Source organism: Streptomyces sp. XM83C (genome assembly GCF_023072675.1).
GTDB lineage: Bacteria > Actinomycetota > Actinomycetes > Streptomycetales > Streptomycetaceae > Streptomyces > Streptomyces thermocoprophilus.
Genome location: NZ_JALLGL010000105.1, coordinates 1 through 19,593, shown reverse-complemented (window position 1 = coordinate 19,593; position 19,593 = coordinate 1). Strand labels below are relative to the sequence as shown.

General features: G+C 72.2%; 17 protein-coding genes and 1 pseudogene. 6 read left to right on the top strand and 12 right to left on the bottom strand.

What is annotated here, in order from left to right; translation table 11 throughout:
- The 5 genes and pseudogenes from MTQ10_RS14360 to tkt all read right to left on the bottom strand — a co-directional run.
- A pseudogene (locus MTQ10_RS14360) lies at positions 1–319 on the bottom strand (glucose-6-phosphate isomerase); the annotation flags it as partial.
- Position 320: 1 nt separating this feature from the next.
- The gene (gene opcA, locus MTQ10_RS14355) at positions 321–1,247 is read right to left on the bottom strand and encodes a glucose-6-phosphate dehydrogenase assembly protein OpcA (RefSeq protein ID WP_247467245.1); all 927 of its coding nucleotides are present in this window, start codon (positions 1,245–1,247) and stop codon (positions 321–323) included.
- On the bottom strand, positions 1,244–2,806 hold the full coding sequence (zwf, locus tag MTQ10_RS14350; protein ID WP_247467243.1) for a glucose-6-phosphate dehydrogenase: 1,563 nt from the start codon (positions 2,804–2,806) through the stop codon (positions 1,244–1,246). The genes opcA and zwf overlap by 4 nt, the downstream gene beginning before the upstream one ends.
- Positions 2,803–3,948: a transaldolase gene (tal, locus tag MTQ10_RS14345; RefSeq protein ID WP_247467240.1), complete on the bottom strand. Its 1,146-nt coding sequence runs from the start codon at positions 3,946–3,948 to the stop codon at positions 2,803–2,805. The genes zwf and tal overlap by 4 nt, the downstream gene beginning before the upstream one ends.
- Before the next feature lie 19 nt (positions 3,949–3,967).
- The gene (tkt, locus tag MTQ10_RS14340) at positions 3,968–6,040 is read right to left on the bottom strand and encodes a transketolase (RefSeq protein WP_247467237.1); all 2,073 of its coding nucleotides are present in this window, start codon (positions 6,038–6,040) and stop codon (positions 3,968–3,970) included.
- A 436-nt stretch (positions 6,041–6,476) separates the two neighbouring features.
- On the opposite strand from tkt, the gene MTQ10_RS14335 reads away from it, so the two are divergent.
- Positions 6,477–7,346, top strand: a complete 870-nt coding sequence (locus MTQ10_RS14335) for a helix-turn-helix domain-containing protein (protein WP_247467248.1) — start codon at positions 6,477–6,479, stop codon at positions 7,344–7,346.
- A 165-nt stretch (positions 7,347–7,511) separates the two neighbouring features.
- On the opposite strand, the gene MTQ10_RS14330 is transcribed toward MTQ10_RS14335, so the two are convergent.
- Positions 7,512–8,246: a D-Ala-D-Ala carboxypeptidase family metallohydrolase gene (locus tag MTQ10_RS14330; RefSeq protein WP_247467235.1), complete on the bottom strand. Its 735-nt coding sequence runs from the start codon at positions 8,244–8,246 to the stop codon at positions 7,512–7,514.
- Positions 8,247–8,491: 245 nt separating this feature from the next.
- The gene (locus MTQ10_RS14325; RefSeq protein WP_247467232.1) at positions 8,492–9,895 is read right to left on the bottom strand and encodes a glycoside hydrolase family 16 protein; all 1,404 of its coding nucleotides are present in this window, start codon (positions 9,893–9,895) and stop codon (positions 8,492–8,494) included.
- A 328-nt stretch (positions 9,896–10,223) separates the two neighbouring features.
- On the opposite strand from MTQ10_RS14325, the gene MTQ10_RS14320 reads away from it, so the two are divergent.
- Together MTQ10_RS14320 and MTQ10_RS14315 are read left to right on the top strand one after the other, a co-directional pair.
- A complete protein-coding gene (locus MTQ10_RS14320) occupies positions 10,224–11,561 on the top strand; it encodes a 6-phospho-beta-glucosidase (protein WP_247467230.1) in 1,338 nt (445 codons plus the stop codon).
- Positions 11,562–11,665: 104 nt separating this feature from the next.
- Complete coding sequence (locus MTQ10_RS14315; protein WP_247467227.1) at positions 11,666–12,037, top strand: hypothetical protein; 372 nt, start codon at positions 11,666–11,668, stop codon at positions 12,035–12,037.
- Positions 12,038–12,449: 412 nt separating this feature from the next.
- Here the strand turns inward: MTQ10_RS14315 and MTQ10_RS14310 are convergent, their stop codons facing one another.
- Together MTQ10_RS14310 and MTQ10_RS14305 are read right to left on the bottom strand one after the other, a co-directional pair.
- Positions 12,450–14,141: a carbohydrate binding domain-containing protein gene (locus tag MTQ10_RS14310; RefSeq protein ID WP_247467224.1), complete on the bottom strand. Its 1,692-nt coding sequence runs from the start codon at positions 14,139–14,141 to the stop codon at positions 12,450–12,452.
- A gap of 174 nt (positions 14,142–14,315) precedes the next feature.
- Entirely contained in the window at positions 14,316–15,533 is a 1,218-nt protein-coding gene (locus tag MTQ10_RS14305) for an ATP-grasp domain-containing protein (protein ID WP_247467221.1), read from the bottom strand.
- Positions 15,534–15,792: 259 nt separating this feature from the next.
- Between MTQ10_RS14305 and MTQ10_RS14300 the strand changes: the two genes are divergently transcribed.
- Both MTQ10_RS14300 and MTQ10_RS14295 read left to right on the top strand, forming a co-directional pair.
- Positions 15,793–16,674 carry a metallophosphoesterase family protein gene (locus MTQ10_RS14300; RefSeq protein WP_247467218.1) on the top strand — a complete coding sequence of 294 codons (882 nt, stop codon included), beginning with the start codon at positions 15,793–15,795 and terminating at the stop codon, positions 16,672–16,674.
- Positions 16,671–17,405, top strand: coding sequence for a 4'-phosphopantetheinyl transferase family protein (locus MTQ10_RS14295; protein WP_247467215.1), 735 nt, complete (start codon positions 16,671–16,673; stop codon positions 17,403–17,405). Before MTQ10_RS14300 ends, MTQ10_RS14295 begins: the two co-directional genes overlap by 4 nt.
- Positions 17,406–17,443: 38 nt before the next feature.
- On the opposite strand, the gene MTQ10_RS14290 is transcribed toward MTQ10_RS14295, so the two are convergent.
- The 3 genes from MTQ10_RS14290 to MTQ10_RS14280 form a co-directional block, all read right to left on the bottom strand.
- Positions 17,444–17,668: a hypothetical protein gene (locus MTQ10_RS14290; protein ID WP_247467211.1), complete on the bottom strand. Its 225-nt coding sequence runs from the start codon at positions 17,666–17,668 to the stop codon at positions 17,444–17,446.
- Positions 17,669–17,807: 139 nt separating this feature from the next.
- On the bottom strand, positions 17,808–18,359 hold the full coding sequence (locus tag MTQ10_RS14285; RefSeq protein ID WP_247467208.1) for a toxin-antitoxin system, toxin component: 552 nt from the start codon (positions 18,357–18,359) through the stop codon (positions 17,808–17,810).
- A 15-nt stretch (positions 18,360–18,374) separates the two neighbouring features.
- Positions 18,375–19,031 (bottom strand): helix-turn-helix domain-containing protein, encoded by a 657-nt coding sequence (locus MTQ10_RS14280; RefSeq protein WP_247467206.1) that lies wholly within the window; start codon positions 19,029–19,031, stop codon positions 18,375–18,377.
- A 241-nt stretch (positions 19,032–19,272) separates the two neighbouring features.
- Between MTQ10_RS14280 and MTQ10_RS14275 the strand changes: the two genes are divergently transcribed.
- Positions 19,273–19,593 (top strand): MmyB family transcriptional regulator (locus MTQ10_RS14275; protein ID WP_441350999.1); only part of this gene is annotated, 321 nt, incomplete at its 3' end.

Below are 19,593 nucleotides of genomic sequence, written 5' to 3'. Positions count from 1 at the left end.
CCGCGTCGCGCGGGGCACGCAGCGCGGTGTGCAGCACCGCCCGGTCCTCCGTGAGGTTGATCCGCTCCCCGCGGAACATCGCGTCGCGCAGCCCGAACACATCGGTGGCGGCGGCCAGTTCCCGCAGGAGTTCCAGCGTCTCGTCGGTGATCAGCTGCTTGGAGTAGTCGATGCGCAGGTCGCCGACGGTGACGACATAGCGCTGGGCGCGGCCCGGGTCGGCCTCGAACAGGTCGCGCAGATGTGCCTGCCACGCGGCGCGGTGGTCGGCCAGCGCCGCCCACTCGGGGCGCTGTGTGAGCTGCGGGTTGCCGTTCATCTCAGACGTTCTCCTTGACCTCGCCGCCGCGCAGGGCGATGGCGTACATCTCGTCGGCGTCGAGGCGCCGCAGTTCCTCGGCGATGAGTTCGGACATGGCGCGGACCTTCAGCGCCAGCCGGCGGGACGGCTGCCCCGGCAGGGACAGCGTCGCCAGCGGGCCCTCCGGACGGTCGATGACGATCTCGCCGTCCGCGGTGCCCAGCCGTACGGCGGTGACGACCGGGCCGGCGGTGACGACCCGTTCCACCTTCACGTGCAGCCGGGCCTCCAGCCAGCGGGCCAGCAGCTCGGCCGCCGGGTTCTCGGCCTCCGCCTCCACCGCCGCGGACGTCACCTCGGTGCGCGCCTGGTCCAGCGCGGCTGCCAGCATCGACCGCCACGGCGTGAGCCGCGTCCACGCCAGATCGGTGTCGCCCGGCGCGTAGGTGCGGACCCGGGCCTCCAGCGCCTCCAGCGGGTTCTCCACCGCGTACAGGTCGGTGATCCGGCGCTGCGCCAGCGCGCCCAGCGGATCCCGCGAGGGGTTCTCCGGCGCGTCCACCGGCCACCACACCACCACCGGGGCGTCCGGCAGCAGCAGCGGCAGCACCACCGAGTCGGCGTGGTCGGACACCTCGCCGTAGGTGCGCAGCACGACGGTCTCGCCGGTGCCGGAGTCGGCGCCGACGCGGATCTCGGCGTCCAGCTTGGACTGGGTGCGGTCGCGGGGGGTGCGCGCGTGCCGCTTGATGACGACGAGAGTGCGGGCGGGATGCTCGTGGGAGGCCTCCTCCGCCGCCTTGATCGCGTCGTAGGCGTTCTCCTCGTCCGTGACGATCACCATCGTCAGGACCATGCCCACGGCCGGGGTGCCGATCGCCCGGCGGCCCTGCACCAGCGCCTTGTTGATCTTGCTTGCCGTGGTGTCGGTCAGGTCGATCTTCATGGCCTGCGCCAGCTCCGTCCGTCTCGTGCGAGCATCTCGTCCGCTTCCCTGGGTCCCCAGCTCCCCGACGGGTACGTGGCCGGCCTGCCGTGGGTGGCCCAGTACTCCTCGATCGGGTCGAGGATCTTCCAGGACTCTTCCACCTCCTCGGTGCGCGGGAACAGGTTCGCGTCACCGAGCAGCACGTCCAGGATGAGCCGCTCGTACGCCTCCGGGCTGGACTCCGTGAACGACTCGCCGTAGGCGAAATCCATCGTCACGTCCCGGATCTCCATCGAGGTGCCCGGCACCTTCGAACCGAACCGGACGGTCATGCCCTCGTCCGGCTGCACCCGGATCACGACCGCGTTCTGGCCCAGCTCCTCCGTCGCCGTCGTGTCGAACGGCGAGTGCGGGGCCCGCTGGAAGACGACCGCGATCTCGGTGACGCGGCGGCCCAGCCGTTTGCCGGTGCGCAGATAGAACGGGACGCCCGCCCAGCGGCGGTTGTCGATGCCCAGCTTGATCGCCGCATAGGTGTCAGTGGTGGAGTTCGGGTCGATGCCGTCCTCCTCCAGATAGCCGCGCACCCTCGCGCCGCCCTGCCACGCCGGGCCGTACTGGCCGCGCACCGTGTGCAGGCCGAGGTCCTCGGGCAGCTTCACCGACCGCAGCACCTTCAGCTTCTCGGTGAGCAGCGACTCCGCGTCGAACGCGATCGGCTCCTCCATCGCGGTCAGCGCCAGCAGCTGGAGCAGATGGTTCTGGATGACGTCACGGGCCGAGCCGATGCCGTCGTAGTAGCCGGCCCGGCCGCCGATGCCGATGTCCTCGGCCATCGTGATCTGCACATGGTCGACGTACGACCGGTTCCAGACCGGCTCGAACATCTGGTTCGCGAACCGCAGCGCCAGAATGTTCTGCACGGTCTCCTTGCCGAGATAGTGGTCGATCCGGAACACCTGCTCCGGTTCGAACACCTCGTGCACGATCGCGTTCAGCTCCCGCGCGCTCGCCAGATCGTGACCGAACGGCTTCTCGATGACGGCGCGCCGCCAGCCGCCCTCCGGGGCGTCCGCCAGGCCGTGCTTCTTCAGCTGCTGCACGACCTTCGGGAAGAACTTCGGCGGCACCGACAGATAGAACGCGTGGTTGCCGCTGGTGCCGCGCGCCCGGTCCAGCTCCTCCACGGTGGCGCGCAGCGCGTCGAACGCACTGTCGTCGTCGAAGTCGCCGGGGATGAACCGCATGCCCTCCGACAGCTGCTGCCAGACCTCCTCACGGAACGGGGTCCGCGAGTGCTCCTTCACCGCGTCGTGCACGACCTGCGCGAAATCCTGGTCCTCCCAGTCACGCCGGGCGAACCCGACCAGCGAGAAGCCCGGCGGCAGCAGACCCCGGTTGGCCAGGTCGTACACGGCCGGCATCAGCTTCTTGCGGGACAGGTCACCGGTCACCCCGAAGATCACCAGACCCGACGGCCCGGCGATCCGCGGCAGCCGGCGGTCGCGAGGGTCGCGCAGAGGGTTCCCCCAGCCGGCGGCCGGAGCCGTCACCTCCATGAGCGGGCTCGCGGTCATTCCGCTGCCACCTCCTTGCCGTCCAGAGCCTTGGCGACGGCATCCAGCAGCTCCTGCCAGGCCGTCTCGAACTTCCGTACGCCCTCGTCCTCCAGCAGGCCCACGACCTCGTCGTACGCGATGCCCAGCCGCTCCACGGCCGCCAGATCGGCGCGGGCCTGCGCACTGCCGCCGGTGACGGTGTCGCCGGTGATCTCGCCGTGGTCGGCGACGGCCCTCAGCGTCGCCTCCGGCATCGTGTTGACCGTGCCGGGGGCGACCAGCTCCTCCACATACAGGGTGTCCTTGTACGCCGGATCCTTCACGCCGGTCGACGCCCACAGCGGACGCTGCCGGTGCGCGCCCGTCCCGGCCAGTGCGAGCCAGCGCGGCCCGGAGAACACCTCCTCGTACGCCTCGTAGGCCAGGCGCGCGTTGGCGAGCGCGGCGCGGCCCTTCAGCGCGAGGGCCTCCTCGGTGCCGAGGACGGTCAGCCGTTTGTCGATCTCGCTGTCGACGCGGGAGACGAAGAACGACGCCACCGAGCGGAGCGCCGACAGGTCCAGCCCTTGGGCGGCGGCCTGCTCCAGACCGGCCAGATACGCGTCCATGACCTGCCGGTAGCGCTCCAGCGAGAAGATCAGCGTGACGTTCACGCTGATGCCCTCCGCGAGGACCGCCGTGATCGCCGGCACACCGGCCTCCGTCGCCGGGATCTTGATCATCACGTTGGGCCGGTCGACCAGCCACGCCAGCTGCCTCGCCTCGGCGACCGTCGCCCGCGTGTCGTGCGCCAGACGCGGGTCCACCTCGATGGACACCCACCCGTCCCGGCCGCCGGTCGCCTCGTGCACCGGCCGCAGCACGTCCGCGGCCTCCCGCACATCGGCGGTCGTCATCATCCGTACCGCCTCGTCGACGGTGACACCCCGCACGGCAAGGTCGGCGAGCTGCTCCTGATAGCCCTCGCCGGAGCCGATCGCGGCCTGGAAGATCGACGGGTTGGTGGTGACACCGACGACGCCGCCCGCCTCCACCAGCGCGGCGAGGTTCCCCGAGGAGAGCCGCTTGCGCGACAGGTCGTCCAGCCAGATCGACACGCCCTCTTCGGACAGCCGCTCGATCGCTCCCGCCGTGGCGGTTGCTTCGGTCACAGTGATCATCTTCTTTCCGGCGATCGGATCAGGCACGCGCGGCCAGCGCTTCGCGGGCCGCGGCGGCGACGTTCTCGGGGGTGAAGCCGTACTCGGCGAACAGGGTCTCGGCGTCGGCGGACGCACCGAAGTGCTCCAGGGAGACGATCCGCCCGGCGTCACCGACGTACTTGTGCCAGGTCAGGCCGATACCGGCCTCGACCGCGACACGGGCGCGCACGGACGGCGGCAGGACGCTCTCCCGGTAGGCCTCGGGCTGCTCCTCGAACCACTCCACGGACGGCATCGACACCACACGCGTGCCGATGCCCTCGGCCTCCAGCAGCTCACGCGCCGCGACCGCGAGCCGCACCTCCGAGCCGGTCGCGATGACGATCACCTCCGGGGTCTCCGTCGAGGACTCGCGCAGGACGTACCCGCCCTTGGCCGCGTCCGGATTAGGCGCGTACACCGGCACGCCCTGGCGGGTGAGCGCGAGCCCGTGCGGGGCCGGACGGGTGGCGTGCCTCTTCAGGATCTCGGCCCAGACCGCGGCGGTCTCGTTGGCATCGGCCGGCCGGACGACGTTCAGGCCCGGAATCGCCCGCAGCGACGCCAGATGTTCCACCGGCTGATGGGTGGGCCCGTCCTCGCCCAGACCGATCGAGTCGTGCGTCCACACATAGGTGACGGGCAGCTGCATCAGCGCCGACATGCGCACCGCGTTGCGCATGTAGTCGGAGAACACCAGGAACGTGCCGCCGTACACGCGCGTGTTGCCGTGCAGGGCGATGCCGTTCATCTCCGCGGCCATGGAGAACTCACGGATGCCGAAGTGGACCGTACGGCCGTACGGGTCGGCCTCCGGCAGCGGGTTGCTCTCCGGCAGGAAGGAGCTGGTGGCGTCGATGGTGGTGTTGTTCGAGCCGGCCAGGTCGGCGGAGCCGCCCCACAGCTCGGGGATCACCGCGCCGAGCGCCCGCAGCACCTTCCCGGAGGCGGCACGGGTGGCGACCGAGGTGCCCTCCTCGAACACCGGCAGGGCGTCCTCCCAGCCCTCGGGCAGCTTCCCGGCGACGATCCGGTCCAGCAGCTTCGCCCGTCCGGGGTTCTCGCCCCGCCACACCGCGAGCCGTTTGTCCCACGCGGCGTGCGCCTCCGCGCCCCGGTCGAGCGCGGCGCGGGTGTGGGCGAGGACGTCGTCGGAGACCTCGAACGTCTTCGCCGGGTCGAAGCCGAGGACGCGCTTGGTGGCGGCGACCTCCTCCTCGCCCAGCGCGGAGCCGTGCGACGCCTCGGTGTTCCGGGCGTTCGGCGCCGGCCAGGCGATGATCGTGCGCATCGCGATGATCGAGGGGCGCCCGGTCTCGGCCTGCGCCGCCCTGAGCGCCGCGTACAGCGCGTGCACGTCGATGTCGCCGTTCTCGGCGGGCTCGATGCGCTGTGTGTGCCAGCCGTACGCCTCGTACCGCTTCAGCATGTCCTCGGAGAACGCGGTCGCCGTGTCGCCCTCGATGGAGATGTGGTTGTCGTCGTAGAGCAGGACCAGATTGCCGAGCCTCTGATGGCCGGCGAGCGAGGACGCCTCCGCGGAGACACCCTCTTGCAAGTCGCCGTCGGAGACGATCGCCCAGATCATGTGATCGAACGGCGACTGCCCGGCCGGCGCCTCCGGGTCGAACAGGCCGCGCTCGTAACGGGCGGCCATCGCCATGCCGACCGCGTTGGCGACACCCTGGCCCAGCGGGCCGGTGGTGGTCTCCACGCCGGCCGTGTGCCCGTACTCGGGATGGCCCGGCGTCCGGGAACCGTGTGTGCGGAACGCCTTCAGATCGTCCAGCTCCAGCTCGTACCCGGCGAGATACAGCTGCGTGTACAGGGTGAGCGAGGTGTGGCCCGGCGACAGCACGAAGCGGTCACGGCCGGTCCACTCCGGGTCGGCCGGATCGTGACGCATCACCTTCTGAAAGATCGTGTACGCGGCCGGGGCCAGGCTCATCGCCGTGCCCGGATGGCCGTTTCCGGCCTTCTGTACGGCATCGGCCGCCAGCAGGCGGGCGGTGTCGACGGCACGCCGGTCCAGATCGGTCCACACCAGGGAGTCGGGCAGGTGCGTGCTCATCTTCAAGAGTCCTCAACAGGAGCGTTGTCGGTGGTCTGACGCGTTCAAACTTAAAAGTCTGACTTTTTCGCCGGAAGGTCGCCGTGTGTCAGCCTGTGGTGAAAGTGGGACAGCGACAGCGCGAGCCGGGTGGTACGAGAAGGACATGGCGGACAGAGCGCAACAGGGGGCGCCGGCCGAGGGGCGGCACGCGGAACCGCGCGGTGCGGGCGGCGGGGACGCGGACGACCGGGGTGCGGGTGTGCGGGACGGGGACGCGGACGACCGGGGTGCGGGTGTGCGGGACAGCGACGCGGACAACCGGGACAGCGGCGGTCAGGACAGTGGCGGTCGGGACAGCGGCAACCGGGACAGCGGCGGTCAGGACAGCGGCGGTCGGGTCAGCGGCAACCGGGACAATGGCGGCCGGGACAGCGACGGCCGGGACGCGGGCGGCATCAGAACGCTTCCCTTCCCCACCGCACGCAGCGTCGGCGGCGTCGGCATGCAGGTCGCGACGATGGACGACGGCACCGCCTGGCGCGCGGACGCGCCCGCCCACCGTGTCCACCGCATCGACTTCCACGTCGTGATGTTCTTCTCCGCCGGACCCGTCCGCCACATGATCGACTTCGCCGAGTACGAGGCCACCGCCGGCGACGTCCTCTGGATACGCCCCGGCCAGGTCCACCGCTTCTCGGCCCGGGACGGGTACCGCGGAACCGTCCTCACCATGCAGCCCGGCTTCCTGCCCCGCCCCGTCGTCGAGGCCACCGGCCTGTACCGCTACGACCTGCCGCCGCTGCTGCGCCCCGCCCCGGACGAACTCGACGCGCTGCTCGCCTCCTTGACGCAGCTGCGCCGCGAGTACGAGGACACCGCGCTCCCGCCCGCCCTGCACTCGTCGGTGCTGCGCCATCAGCTGACGGCGTTCCTGCTGCGGCTCGCGCACCTCGCGGCCAGCTCGGCGGAGGCCGAACGGCACCGCGCCGACACCACGTTCACCCTCTTCCGGGACGCGGTGGAGCGGGGGTTCGCCACCAATCACAGCGTCAGCGCGTACGCCGACGCTCTCGCCGTCTCCCGCCGCACCCTGGTCCGCGCGGTGCGGGCCGCGACCGGGCAGACGCCGAAGGGCTTCATCGACCGGCGGGTCGTGCTGGAGGCCAAACGCCTCCTCGCCCACACCGATCTGCCGATCGGCCGGGTGGGGGCGGCGGTCGGCTTCCCCGACGCCGCTAACTTCTCCAAGTTCTTCCACCAGCACACGGACATGACCCCGGCCGCCTTCCGCACGGAACTGCGGCAGGGCGCCGGGGCGGGGTGAGACACGGGCCGCCGCGGGGGCGGCGGGCCCCGGCCGGGGTGCGGCCGGGGCGCGACGGCGGCGGACCGGGCGCCGCACGGGCCGGACGCGGCGCCGTACGGGCCGGACGCGGCGCCGTGCGAGCCGGATCGTGGGCCGTGCGGGCCGGATCGTGGGCCGTGCGGCTCAGATGCCGCACTTGGGTGCCGACCAGTACGGCGACGGGTCGAGCGCCACGTGGGCGTGGTCGTTGTGGTCGGGGTACCCCGGGCCGAGGATCTCCGAGAAGCCGTGCGTACGGGCCTGCTGGGCGAGCCTGCACAGGCTCGGCGAGCCGGTGAGGTCGGCGGCGTCCCCGTAGAGGTGACGGCTCGTGGCGGAACCGCCCGCCGCGCGGTTGCAGGCGTAGGAGCGGAAGCCGCTGGAGACGGTGATCGGCACGTCGCCGAGGGCGTGCCGCATGGCCTCCAGCTTCCACATGGTCTTCAGGGCGTTGGCTTTCGCGGTGGCCGCGGAGACCGCCCCGCCCGACCAGTCCGAGTTGCAGTGGTTCAGCTCGGCGTAGCTGAAGTGGACGGGGGTGCAGTCGGCGTCCTGGAGGGCGTAGATCTTGCTGTAGGTCTGCGGGCCGGCGACGCCGTCCGCGGTCAGCCCGTAGGCGGCCTGGAACCTCTTCACGGCGGCGGCGGTCCGTGCGCCGTACCGGCCGTCGTAGGCGAGCCGTTCACCCGAGGTGACCCAGCCGGCCACCCGGATCTGCAGCTGTGTCACATCGCTGCCGGAGGCGCCCTGGGACAGGGTGCGGCTCCAGGTGTAGCACTCGTCGGCGTGTGCCGTGCCGGCCGTGGCGACCGTACCGAGCACCAGACCTGTCGAGAGCATGACAATAGAGAGAAGCAGTCGTGCCGTGCGTCCGAACATCCGGCCTCCCGACCGTCCGTCCTGTCGTCGAAGAGCTCGGTGGGCGAGCCCGGCCGCCGGGGCGGCGGCCGAAGCCAGGATGGAGCCCCCGGTTTACGCGCGTCAACCGGGCCTCGGACAGCCGGAACCCCGAAGGCCCGTGGGGGTGGGAGAGGCCTTCGGGGCGTCGAGCGCCACGAGCACGGGACGTACGTACGGGCCGGTCGCGACGGAGGACCGGCCCGTACGCCGGCTCGGTGGCCGGGTCAGTGGCCGAAGTCGAACCAGTTGACGTTGACGAAGTCGGCGGGCTGGCCGCTGGTGAAGGTCAGATAGACGTCATGGGTGCCGGTGACGGAGCTGATGTTCGCCGGGACCGTCCGCCAGGACTGCCAGCCGCCGGTGTTGGCAAGGGCGAAGCTGCCGATCGGCGCGTTGCTGCGGCTGTCCAGCCGCACCTCGACCAGGCCGCTCACCCCGGCCCCGGCGCCGCTGGCCACCCGCGCGTAGAACTGGCGGGCGGGCGTGGAGCCGAAGTCGACGCCCTTGTACAGCGCCCAGTCGCCGTTGGCGATCGCGCCGATGTTCTGGCCGCCGCCGCTGTCGGAGGTCGCCTCGGTGATCGTGCCGGACTGGGAGTCGTACGACTCGGCCTGGATCGGGCTGTACGCGTCGCGGTTGCCGGTGGGCGGGGGAGTGGTGCCGCCCCCGTCGCTGCCGCCGGACCGCAGCACCTGCACGTAGTCGACGACCATCGGGTGACCGGGCTGGGTGTCCCCGTCGAGGCCGCCGCCGAACGCGTCGGGGAAACCGCCGCCCATCGCCACGTTCAGGATGAGGAAGTAGCCGTGGTCGGTGGCGTTGGACCAGGTCGTCGCGTCCACCTGGTTGGCGTTCACCGTGTGGTAGACCTGCCCGTCCACGGAGAAACGGATCGTCTCGGGGCTCACCGAGCGGTCCCACTCCATGGCGTAGGTGTGGAAGCCGGACTGGCAGGTGGAGTTCGGGCAGGGCGTCGAGTTGCCGATGCCGGAGGTCTCGTGGCACGGGCCGTCGGGATTGGTGCCGCAGTGCATCGTCGCCCACACGCGGTTCAGGCCCTGGACGTTCTCCATGATGTCCAGCTCGCCGACGCCGGGCCAGTTCTGGTAGTTGCCCCGGTACGGCGCCCCGAGCGCCCAGAACGCCGGCCAGTAGCCCTCGGCCGCCGTGCCGGTGACGTTCGGCATCTGGATACGGCCCTCGACGCGCAGCTTGCCGCCGGCCGGGGGCTGGAAGTCCGTGCGGACGGTCTCGATACGGCCCGACGTCCAGCGGCCCGCCGAGTCGCGCAGCGGCGTGATGCGCAGATTGCCGTTGCCGTCGAGGGAGACGTTCGACGTGCTCGACGTCATCGTCTCCACCTCGCCGGTGCCCCAGTTGGCGGGGCCGCCGGGGTACGAAGTGCCGGTGTCGTACTGCCAGTTGGCCGTGTTGACGCCGGAGCCCGCCGGACCGTTGAAGTCGTCGACGAAGACCTGGGTCCAGCCGGACGGGGGAGCGGGCGCCGAGGCGCTGGCGGACGGGGACGCCAGCGTGGCCGCCGCGGCGGCGAGGCCGAGCGCGGAGACCGCGGCGAGGAGCGCCCGCCGCAGCGGGCGTCTGGGACGGGTGCCGGAGGAGTCACGCATGGAAAGGTGCCTCTCGGTGGTGTGGGGAGTTGCGGATGCCACCTCGGGAGCGCTCCCGCGAACGTCTTGAGAGCGCTCTCAAAGTGGCCCCAATGTGCTCCCGCTCGTTCCGGTCGTCAAGAGTTGAAGCACGGAAAGTCTCTGTGTACGGGGCGAGTTCACCCCATGAATGCTGTATGTCGCCTCGGCGCACCCCTGCCCCGGTACGGGCCGAGCCGGCCGAACGGCGCGGGGACGGCGCCCGGCGCCGGGCCGGTCCGCCGCCCTCACCGCTGCCGGCCGACGTAGGGTGCGCGGTGAGGCGTGGCGTCACGGGAAAGGTGCGGGTGTGAGGCTGACGATTCTGGGCGGCGGCGGTTTCCGGGTGCCGCTGGTGTACGGCGCGCTGCTCGGCGACCGCGGCGAGGGCCGGGTCACCGAGGTCGTCCTCCACGATCTGGACGACCGTCGGCTGTATGCGATCTCCCGTGTACTGCATGAGCAGGCGGCCGGTGTCCCCGACGCGCCGAAGGTGACCGCGACGACCGACCTCGACGAGGCGCTGCTCGGCGCCGACTTCGTCTTCTCCGCGATCCGTGTCGGCGGGTTGCAGGGCCGTGCCGACGACGAGCGGGTGGCGCTCGCCGAGGGCGTCCTCGGCCAGGAGACGGTCGGCGCCGGCGGGATCGCATACGGTCTGCGCACGGTGCCGGTCGCCGTGGACATCGCCCGCAGGGTGGCCCGGCACGCCCCGGACGCCTGGGTCATCAACTTCACCAACCCGGCGGGGCTGGTCACCGAGGCGATGTCCCGGCATCTCGGCGACCGCGTCATCGGCATCTGCGACTCGCCGGTCGGTCTGGGCCGCCGTATCGCCCGCGTCCTCGGTGTCGACCCGCGCGAGGCGTTCGTCGACTACGCCGGCCTCAACCACCTCGGCTGGGTGCGCGGTCTGCGGGTCGCCGGACGCGACGAGCTGCCGCGGCTGTTCGCCGACCCCGTCCTGCTCGGCTCCTTCGAGGAGGGCCGCCTCTTCGGCGCGGACTGGCTGAGGTCGCTGGGCGCGGTCCCCAACGAGTATCTGCACTACTACTACTTCAACCGGGAGTCCGTCCGCGCCTACCGGGAGGCCCGGCAGACCCGCGGCGCGTTCCTCCGCGACCAGCAGGCCCGCTTCTACGCGGAGGCCGCCGACGCGGGCGGCTCCGCGCTGGCCGCCTGGGACCGCACCCGCGCGGAGCGGGAGGCGACGTACATGGCGGAGAACCGCGAGACCGCGGGCGCCGGCGAACGTGAGGAGGAGGATCTGTCCGGCGGCTACGAGAAGGTGGCGCTGGCGCTGATGCGGGCCGTCGCCCGCGACGAGCGGACCACGCTCATCCTGAACGTCCGCAACCGCGGCACCCTCGCCGCCCTGGACGCGGACGCCGTGGTGGAGGTGCCGTGCCTGGTCGACGCGAGCGGCGCGCACCCGCTGGCCGCCGATCCGCTGCCCGGGCACGCCACCGCGCTGGTCACGGCGGTCAAGGCGGTGGAGCGGGAGGTGCTGGCCGCCGCCGCGTCCGGCTCCCGGGCGAGCGCGGTGAAGGCGTTCGCGCTGCACCCGCTCGTCGACTCCGTCACGGTGGCCCGCCGTCTGCTGGACGCCTACACGGCCGTACACCCGTCTCTCGCGTATCTCGCCTAGTGCCGCGTCGGGCAACGGTTGCCCCGCCGACGACTGTCACCCCCGGCACAGGTCCGAGGCCGTTCCGCGGAACCGTGCACCGGGATGCCGCGTCTGTCACGGGCATGGGCGAGAGAACCGCGGAACGCGCCAAGCGTACGAACCCGAGGGCCGAGGGCTGCGCCGGATGCCTGCTCGCCGGCCTCGGTGCGACAGCCGCGCCGCTCGCCTGGGCACCGCACGCCGCGATCAGCATCGACGGAGGACTCGAGGGCCATGCCCGCGATCTGAGCGTGCTCTTCGTCGACCTGCCGCTCGTCGTGCTCGGCGGCGCACTGGTTCCGCTCCTCACCTGGGCGTTGGCCACGCGATGGGTGCACCGCCCCTGGCTCGCGGCGCTCCTGTCCCTGGCCGCGCTCGCGCTCGCGGTGTGGGGGCTCACCGAGTGGTGGACCCCTGGCGTGCCGCCGGGCCCCGGTGACGGCCCCGGGATCTGACCACGGCGTCCGCGCAGCCCGGCGTGACGCGCGGCGCCGGGACCACGACAGCCCGGCGCGACCGGCGGCCCCGGGACCACGACAGCCCGGCGCCGTCGACCGAAGGGCACACGGTGGCCGATGCGGCACTGTCCGGCTGCTCCTGGGCTTCGGTGCGCCGGGCGCGCTCAGGAGGCGACGGACCGCCCGGCGGGCGGAACCCCTGGGATGCGGTGCGCCGGGCGCGCGCCTGCCGGAAGCCGGGCGTGCTCCCGGCGGGGACCCCGGAGAGTCGGTTCCGCTGCGCGAAAGGGACCCCGAGAGGCGGTTCCGCCGCGCGTAGGGGCCCCGGCGGGGCGGTTCCGCCGCGCGAAAAGGTTCCCCCGGCCGCCGGACCGGGGGAACCTCGTCTCGGGCGCGCGGGGCGCCGGGATCAGCCGGTGAAGCCGGCCGTGATGGAGGTGAACTGCCAGGTGCTCTGGCTGATGCCGGAGCAGTTGCTGGTCACGCCGCCGCCGGGGCAGGGCCGGTCACGGTTGACGGACCAGAAGGCGAGCCGCGCGATGTGGTGGGAGTTGGCCCAGTCGCGGATCTGCGTCCAGATCTGCGGCGTGGTGTTCTCCTGCTGGTCGGACAGGCCGTTCATGCCGGAGATGCCGATGTGCGCGTAGGCGGTGGCGTCGTCCCAGCCGAAGGTGGACTTCAGCTTGTTCTTCAGCCCCTCCGCCGCGTTGACGGTGTTGCCGTACATGTCGGCGCCGCCGCCGAAGTCGAACGGCATGATGGTGAACACGTCGATGTCGGCGCCGATCGACTTGGCCTGCTCGATGAGCCGGTTGCCGTAGTAGGTCGGCCCGGTCGTGGACGTCCCGAACGTCACGATGGTCTTCAGACCGGGGTTGGCGGCCTTCAGGGTCTTCAGCGCGGTGAGGATCCTCGCCTGCACGGCTTCGTTCTCGAACTCGTCCGTGTTCTCGATGTCGAAGTCGACCGCCTTCAGACCGTACGCGTCGATCACCCGCTGGGTGGCCGCCGCGAGGGCGCTCGCCGAGGAGCAGTTGGCGCCGAGCTTGCTGCCCTGCCAGCCGCCGAACGACGGGACGATGTCACCGCCCGCGGCCCGGATCTGGTTGATGGCCGTCTGGTCGACGCCGCCGGTCAGCGGCCGGTTGCCGTCCCAGGCGGGGTTGCAGCCGCCGGAGTCCAGCACGAACGCCATCGTGAACCACTTGACGCCGGTCGCGCTCATCACCGTCTGCGGGTTCGGCGGGTCGCCCCAGCCCTCGTACAGATACGGCGCGGCCTGCTTGAACCCGCCGCCACCGCCGCCGCCCGGGCTGGTCGTCACGGTCACCGCGTTGGACGCGGCGGAGGTGTTCCCGGCGGCGTCGCGGGCCCGCACCGTGAACGTGTACGAGGTGCCGGCGCTCAGCCCGCCCACCGTGGCGCTCGTGCCGGTCACGGTCGTCGCCTTCGTGGAGCCGTTGTAGACGTCGTAGCCGGTGACGCCGACGTTGTCGGAGGAGGCGTTCCAGGACAAGGAGACGCTCGAGGACGTCTTGCCGGTGGAGGTGAGGCCGGTCGGCGCGGTCGGCGCCTGCGTGTCGCTGCCGCCGCCCCCGCCGCCGGGCCCGTCGAGGCTGATGTCGTCGGCCCAGTAGGTGCCCTGGCCGTACCAGCCGTGCGTGTAGATCGTCGCGCTGGTCTGGGAGGCGCCGGTGGTGAAGCTGACCTTCAGCTGTGTGTACGAGGAGGCGGACGGCGTCCAGGTCGAGGCGCCGCCGTCCACGCCGACGTACACGTAGTTGCCGCGTACCCAGGCGGACAGGGTGTACGTGGTGTTGGGCTGCACCGCGACGGTCTGGCTGCATTTGGCGTTGTCGCTCACGCTCGCCGCGCCCTGCAGGGCTTTGCTGCCGCTGTGGACGGGGGAGGAGACGACGGAGCCGAGGTTGCCGGTGCAGGTCCACGGGGAGAGACCGCCCGACTCGAACCCGGCGTTGGTGAGGATGTTGGCCGCCTCCGCGCTGCCGGGCAGTGCGACGGCACCGGCGAGCGCGAGGGCGGCGGTGCCGAGGAGGGCGACGAGACGACGTCTTGGACGTCCGAGAGCAGAGGTACGCACGCGATCTCCCTGAAGGAGTGGGGGTGTTCGGGAGTGCACAGAAGTGCGAGATGGTGCGCAACCAAGTTGGTATGGACCAATCTCGCTGTCAAGAGGTCCAGCGAGATTGGTCCATACCTCTAGGGGTGGGTCGCTCTGCCGAGGGGGTGTGCCGGGCCGTCACGGCGACCGGGCCTACAGCGGCAGCGCCTGCGCCGCCCCCGCCGACGACGCCGCCGGCCCCGCGGGGGCCGCCGAGGCCCTTGGACCCGCCTGCGGGCCGGGCGCCGCCGGGGCCGGCCGGTCCTGCGGGCCGGGTGCGGACTCCACGGGCGCCGTCGGCGCGGGCGCCGGAACCGCCGGCAGGGGCTCCCGCTGCTGCGGCAGCGTCACCGCACGCAACGGCCTCGGCCCGGACACCACCGTGTAGTCCTGCCCGAGGAACGGCGGCGTGATCTCCCCGGGATCCTCGCCCAGCGCCAGTTGCACCGCCGCCCACGGCGCGTTGATCCCGCACAGCGACAGCTGGTGCAGCCCGCCGGCCGGGCGGGTGTTGACGTCCATCAGCACCGGACGGTCACCGTCCATACGGAACTGGATGTTCGACAGATAGTGCAGCCCGAACCCCTCGGCGAGCCGCCGGGCCGGCTCCAGCCACTGCTCGTGCAGGGTGAACCCGCGGCGCCGCCCGTTCTTGGTGCGGCCGACCGCCAGACGCACCCGGTTGTCCGGCCCGGTCAGGCAGTCCACCGACACCTCGGGCTGCTCCAGGCGCGGCATCACCAGCCAGTCCACCGGTTCCTCGGCCCGCCGCAGCGCGTCCAGGACCAGGTCCAGCGGCACGTACGGGCCGGGGAAACCGCTCAGATGCGTCAGCGAGAACGGGGCCCGGGTGATCACCCGGAAGCCCACGCCGCCCGCCCCCGACGCCGGCTTGAAGCAGGCCTTCTGCCCGCAGGCCTCCAACTCCTCGACGGCGGCCACGAGTTCGGCGGCGTCCCGCACCCGCCACCAGCGCGGCACCTGCACCCCGATCGCCTGCACGGCCTCGTACGCGATCGCCTTGTCCTGGAAGACCGCCACGGCCTCCGGCGGAGGCGCAAGCAGCGCCGTACCGGCCGCCTCGAACTCCGCGCGGTGCGCGGTGACCGCCGCCTGGTGCAGCCGCGGCACGAACACGTCGATGCCGCGCCGCCGGCACTGGTCCAGCGCGTACTCCACGTACGCGGCCGGGGACAGGCCCTCCGGCTCCAGCTCGGCGGTGTCGGCGGCGGCCAGCACGGGGGAGTCGGGGTCGGCGTGGGTGGCGTGGATCTCGACCGCACGGTCGCTGGGGTTTCTCCGCAGCTGATCCATGAAGAACACGTTCTCCGCGTACGTGCGGTTGAGCCAGACGCGTACGCGAGAGACCATGCAGGCCGCCTTTCGGGGTTCGCGGGCAGGGCGAAGCAGCCCGTGCCCGGGCAGGGTGGAGGAAGGGTCACCGAACCGCCCTGTCAGAAGGGAAATACGGCGGTGGTGTCGGCCAGATCATACGGCTTCCGCCACCCCCGCAGTGCAACGCGCGTGTTACGGAAAATCCCCCGCCCCGCAGGCCCGCGCGGAAGGTTCTTGTCCCCGGCGTACGAATGTGTTGTCGTGGTGCCGACGAGTGACCGTCCGGGGAGGGAATGTGGCGTCGACGGCCGGTGGTGCCGGGCAGCTGCTGGCCATCAGCGACCTGCACATCGGATATCCGGAGAACCGGGCCGTCGTGGAGCGGCTGCGCCCGGAGACCGACGACGACTGGCTGCTGGTCGCCGGTGACGTCTCGGAGAAGACCGCCGACATCCGCTGGGCCCTGAAGACCCTCGCCGGCCGCTTCCGCCAGGTGGTGTGGGTGCCCGGCAACCACGAGCTGTGGAGCCACCCCGCCGACCCGGTCGGCCTGCGCGGCGTCGAACGCTACGAGCACCTGGTCGCGCTCTGCCGCGACCTCGGCGTGCTCACCCCCGAGGACCCCTACCCGGTGTGGGACGGCCCCGGCGGCCCGGTGGCCGTCGCCCCCCTGTTCCTCCTGTACGACTACTCGTGGCTGCCGCAGGGCTGCGCCACCAAGGACGAGGGCCTCGCCTACGCACACGGTACGGGCATCGTCTGCAACGACGAGTTCCTCCTTCACCCCGACCCCTACCCGAGCCGGGACGCCTGGTGCCGCGCCCGGGTCGCCGAGACCGAGCGCCGCCTCGCGGAGATCCCCGACGACCTGCCCACCGTCCTCGTCAACCACTATCCGCTCCACCGGCACCCCACCGACGTCCTGTGGTACCCGGAGTTCGCCATGTGGTGCGGCACCCGGCTCACCGCCGACTGGCACCGCCGCTTCCGCGCCGCCGCCATGGTCTACGGCCACCTCCACATCCCCCGCACCACCCACCACGAGGGCGTCCGCTTCGAGGAGGTCTCCGTCGGCTACCCGCGCGAGTGGCGCAAACGCCCCACCCCGCCCGGCCGGCCGCGCCGCATCCTGCCCGCGGAGCCCGCGGCCGGTCCGGCGGAAGGGGACCCCCGGTGATCGAGGAACTCCTGCCCGCGTCCGTCGTCGCCGTCGAGGCCCGCCCGGACGACGCCGCCGCCGGGGCGCTGGAGGCCGCCCTCCACCCCGAGGAGGTGGCCCTCGTCGCGCGGGCCGTCGCCAAACGCCGCCGGGAGTTCGCCGTCGTACGCGCCTGCGCCCGCCGCGCCATGGAGAAGCTGGGCGTGCCGCCCCAGCCCGTCCTCTCCGGCGAACGCGGTGCCCCCCGCTGGCCGCGCGGGATCGTCGGCAGCATGACCCACTGCGACAGCTACTGCGCCGCCGCCCTGGCCCGCGTCACCGACCTCGCCTCGCTCGGCATCGACGCCGAGCCGCACGGCCCGCTGCCCGAGGGCGTCGAACCCGCCGTGACCCTGCCCGGGGAACGGGACCGGCTGCGTCGGCTGACCGCCGACCACCCCGGCATCCGCTGGGGGCGGCTGCTGTTCAGCGCGAAGGAGTCCGTCTACAAGGCGTGGTACCCCCTGACCGGCCGGTGGCTCGACTTCTCGGAGGCGGACATCGAGCTGTGGCCCGACCCGGACACCGGCGGCGACCCGGAGGCCGGGGGAGACGTCCGAGCGCGGGGCGGCCTGCGCGCCGAGCTGCTCGTCCCCGGCCCCGTGGTCGAGGGACGCCGGGTCCGGACGTTCGAGGGACGCTGGACGGTCCGGCAGGGCCTCGTGGCAACGGCGATCGTCGTGCCGTACGACAGCGGGACGCGACCCTAGCGGCCGTACGGCCGCGGCACCCGCAGACCGGCCCCGGCTCAGCCGGGGGCGCCCCACCGGCGCAGCAGACGGAAGAACTCCTCCTCGTTGCCCGCGAGCCCCGCCCCGGCCAGCGCCTCCTCGGCCTCGGCGAGCACCGAGGGCGGCACCGGCAGGGCCCCGGCCCCGCCACCCTCGGCGAAGGACGCCCGGACGGTCCGCAGCAGCCGCAGATAGGCCTGTACGGCGGTGCGCTCACGGTCGGTCAGTACGGCGGTCGGCATGGCTGGGCACTCCCCGTGGACGGTGACAACCTGTCAGACCCAGCTTGCCGCCCACCACTGACAATCGGTCCGAGCCCGCCGCCGGTTCCCCCGCTCAGCGCAGCGCGCACGAGCCCCCGCCGCCGGGCATGTCCGCCGGTCAGCCCCGGTAGCCGAGCGACGCCCCGATCCGCCCCGCCAGATGCTCCGCCTGCCTGGTGCCGCGCCCCGCACCCCGGCCGCCGGCCCCCGCCAGCCACGTGCGGCACTTGCTGGCGAGGAGCAGACCGAACCGCTCGGCGTCCCGCTCCTCCGCCAGATCGAAGCGGGTACGGGCCGCCACGGCACGGACGGTCGCGGCGAGGTCGGAGGTCTCGTCCAGGAGCCGCGCGGCGACCGTGGCACCGTCCACGTGATGGCCGCCGTGCCCGGCCTGCATGTGCCACAGCTCGTGCCCGAGGATCACCAACTGGTGCTCGGGAGCGGTGCGTTCCTCGACGACGACGAGATCCTGATCCGCCATGTCCAGCCACAGCCCGCTCGCCGTGCCCGGCGGGAACACGGACATCCGCACCCGCACGGGCCGGCCACGGCGTCTGCTCATCGCGCCGCACAGCGCCGTGTACAGCTCGTCGGGCCGGGCCGGCGCCGGGAGGTCCAGCTCGGAGACCAGTTCACCGCACAGGCGGCGCATTTCCTTACCGATGCCCACAGTTGTCCCCCGGGATCACGACTCGGGCCGCTTCACGCTTTCCAGGAGCATGTCCAGCCATTCGGCGACCTTGTCGCGGTGCTGGTCGGTGGGCAGTTGCGCGGCCCGCCAGGCGATGCCGCGCACACCGTGGTCCTGCAGCAGCCGCTCCAGCGGATCGTCGGCGGCCTTTGCGGCGGCCCGTTCACGGTCGGCGAGCTTCTGCAGGAGTTCCTGCTCGGTGCGCTGAAGCGCACCGGCGAGCGCCTCCGGGTCCTCCGCGGTGAGGAACCCGGCATGCACACGGAAGAAACGCTGCAAGGCGTCGCAGTGCTCCATCGTCGGCCGCCGGTCGCCGTTGATCAGGGCGCCGGCCTGCTGCCGGGACATGCCCGCACCGTCGGCTATCTCCTGCTGCGTGTATCTGCGGCCGTTGGGCTTCAGCCGCGTACGCCGCAGCAGATCCAGCCGTTGCAGGAACCGGGCCTGCACATCGGGCTCACCCGCGGGAGCGCCGCTGAGCAGCGCCTTCACGACGGGCTCGGGGACACCGCAGGCGACCGAGAGACGGGCCGTGTCGAACACCTCCGCGTGCGGGACGCCGAGCCGGTCGGCCAGGGCGGAGACGCGGGCCACGACCGCGGGCAGAGCGGGTGTCGCCGTGGCGTCGGGAACTTCGTAGCCATCCGTCACCGACTCGTCTCCTGTGTCTCTCACTGCCCTCTCACAGGCGTCGCGCCGCACACGGGCGGCCACTGTGAACTGCCCGGAGATTAGCCGGTCGTTCGAACTCACATCCAGGTCTCGCCACAACTGTGGCCAATTTCAGCCGTCAACTAGCGGGAAATGCCACGATAGTTGACATGCCTCGTGGCAGGGCACCAGGATCGGTGCGCCGCGTGAAGGCCGCATAGGCAAGAGGGGTGACCTCCCGATGGCATTTCAGGCAGGAGGGCAGCGGCCGGCGCCGCGGCCGGTCCTACAGAGCCCCGAGGCTCAGGCGTACGTCCAGGACTACGCCGTGCTCGTGGAGGCGGTCTCCTTTCCGTCCTTCGTCGTCGACCCACGGTGGGACGTCGTCGCGGCCAACAGCGCTTTCGCGTCACTTTTCCGCGAGGTGGGCCCGCATCCCACGGCGATGCCCGGCGACAACTTCCTACGGTTCGTGCTGTTCCACCCGGACGCCCCCGACGTGCTCGGGGACCACGAGTCGAGCTGGTGCCTGCCGATGCTGGCGCAGCTGCGGACCGCGCTG

Coding starts and splice junctions, on each gene's coding strand:
- MTQ10_RS14325 (WP_247467232.1), bottom strand. CDS start 9,895: ATGCGTGACTCCTCCGGCACCCGTCCCAGACGCCCGCTGCGGCGGGCG.
- MTQ10_RS14315 (WP_247467227.1), top strand. CDS start 11,666: ATGGGCGAGAGAACCGCGGAACGCGCCAAGCGTACGAACCCGAGGGCC.
- MTQ10_RS14305 (WP_247467221.1), bottom strand. CDS start 15,533: ATGGTCTCTCGCGTACGCGTCTGGCTCAACCGCACGTACGCGGAGAAC.
- tkt (WP_247467237.1), bottom strand. CDS start 6,040: ATGAGCACGCACCTGCCCGACTCCCTGGTGTGGACCGATCTGGACCGG.
- MTQ10_RS14330 (WP_247467235.1), bottom strand. CDS start 8,246: ATGTTCGGACGCACGGCACGACTGCTTCTCTCTATTGTCATGCTCTCG.
- MTQ10_RS14290 (WP_247467211.1), bottom strand. CDS start 17,668: ATGCCGACCGCCGTACTGACCGACCGTGAGCGCACCGCCGTACAGGCC.
- tal (WP_247467240.1), bottom strand. CDS start 3,948: ATGATCACTGTGACCGAAGCAACCGCCACGGCGGGAGCGATCGAGCGG.
- zwf (WP_247467243.1), bottom strand. CDS start 2,806: ATGACCGCGAGCCCGCTCATGGAGGTGACGGCTCCGGCCGCCGGCTGG.
- opcA (WP_247467245.1), bottom strand. CDS start 1,247: ATGAAGATCGACCTGACCGACACCACGGCAAGCAAGATCAACAAGGCG.